At 42.2% G+C, this 1,689-nt stretch carries 2 protein-coding genes and 1 tRNA gene; all 3 read left to right on the top strand.

Annotation, left to right across the window (positions count from 1 at the left end):
• The first annotated feature begins 921 nt into the window (after positions 1-921).
• Positions 922-1,003, top strand: a tRNA-Leu gene (locus tag NC238_01230).
• Positions 1,004-1,037: 34 nt separating this feature from the next.
• Positions 1,038-1,274: a hypothetical protein gene (locus NC238_01225; protein MCM1564577.1), complete on the top strand. Its 237-nt coding sequence runs from the start codon at positions 1,038-1,040 to the stop codon at positions 1,272-1,274.
• The gene (locus NC238_01220) at positions 1,274-1,552 is read left to right on the top strand and encodes a hypothetical protein (GenBank protein ID MCM1564576.1); all 279 of its coding nucleotides are present in this window, start codon (positions 1,274-1,276) and stop codon (positions 1,550-1,552) included. The genes NC238_01225 and NC238_01220 overlap by 1 nt, the downstream gene beginning before the upstream one ends.
• Positions 1,553-1,689 lie beyond the last annotated feature (137 nt).

Genomic DNA, 1,689 nt, shown 5'->3' with positions numbered 1-1,689 from the left:
CGTTCTTTAAAGAATTGAAGATCACAAAACGGCGGGAAGTGTAAATAGAAGTCCAGCTAGCACGAGACTCCTTATAGCTTCTGATTTTGGATTTGGGTGACTATCCACAAGGCATCAATTCGCAGGTGAAACTGCGAGACCGCAAGCACCCAGGCATAAAAGGTTAGTAGTTCGGACGCCTTACCAGCTGAAGGGACGAAGTTTCCTGGCCAAATTGATCCAAACTGGCGCCTGTGGTGGGATGCAAAGTGGTGATAAAGTAACCTAAAACTTAAATGGTTCAGTACTGAAGTTGATTTTTGTGAAAGTGCATAAGTAGCAAAACTCAATGATGGAGTAGTCCGCTGAGGAGGAGCGTTCGAGGGATATCACGAAGACGCTTGGAGTAGGTGGGATAGGGGTTCGAATCCTCTTTGAACCGCAAGTTCTTTCACATCCGTAGTAAGTATTAGAGTTACTTCGATGCAATAACGGTCCTAAGGTAGTACCGGTACCGTGAGGTATCCACGAACACTCAAGGAGTGTCGGTCCAATCAGGTCTCTCGTAGATGCTGGGATCGGGAAACGGTCGAACATAGTACTTTGAAAATAAATTCAGGAGGAGCAATCCATTTAACTGATAAAACAAAGTCGGCCTGGGGTTAAAACCGAGCAATCGGTGGCCTAAAAAGTTCGATGCGCCCGGCCATACAAAAGAAAAATACTCTTTTCGGAATTCTCGGATTTTACAATAGCACCCACGCAGGGTTACGCGTTCCTTTCCCTCAAAGGTTAGCGAGGGGGTATGCGGCAGGCATTCCTTAATATAACTGCATGGTCGGATTGTGGCGGACTATTGACTAGCCACGTAGGTTCCCAAACCTTGAGGGGTTGCTCCCACGGGAAAAAGGAGAGGAATACCGGAAAGTTCCTCTCCCATTTGGCCAAATGGTGGAATTGGTAGACACGCACGCCTCAAAAGCGTGTGCCGAAAGGCGCGAGGGTTCGAATCCCTCTTTGGCCACAACTTTTTAGTATTTACTTTTAAAAATCTCAACATGTTAATTATCGAAATTATTCTCACAATTTTTGTTTGGCGCAAAGGTTGGAAATGGCTCTCCCTTATACCCATAGGTATTGCTCTTTTAGTTGGCTTTTCTATCGGATTTGGAGCTGGAATGTCGGGTGGCGCAGTAAATCCTGGCAACGTTATATTGATTGATATTTTTGCTATTATTGCATTAATCATTATGCTTGTAAAAGGTCCTAAATCAAAAGAAACTCCAATTGAATAATGGGATGGAATTATCGCATAGGAACTAAGATTTTTTCATACAAAGAAGAATTCAAAGAATGCAATCCTGAATTAGCAGCGCATGACGATATTCGCATGTTTTCCATAATAGAAGTTTATTATGACGAAAATGGGACGCCTAATGGATATGCTGAAGTTAGTGCTCTTCAAAATTGGGAAACAATAAAAGATCTCAGAGGAACGCACAAACTAATCGGAAAGGCATTTAAAAATTCCGTTTTAGATTTAGATAACTGGCCAAAAGAATGGAAAGAATAGTAAAAGACGTAAAGAAAATTTGCGATGATTGCGCTCGCAAATTTGGGATGCATCTCCCATTTAATCATGTAGCTTCTTATTGGGAAGATGAATGTGATGTTTGTAAAAAGAAAAAGGAAGTCACTGATCCAATGGAT

Source organism: Dehalobacter sp., assembly GCA_023667845.1.
GTDB lineage: Bacteria > Bacillota > Desulfitobacteriia > Desulfitobacteriales > Syntrophobotulaceae > Dehalobacter.
The sequence above is the reverse complement of the archived record's forward strand: the minus strand, read 5'-3'. Positions and strand labels throughout refer to the sequence as shown.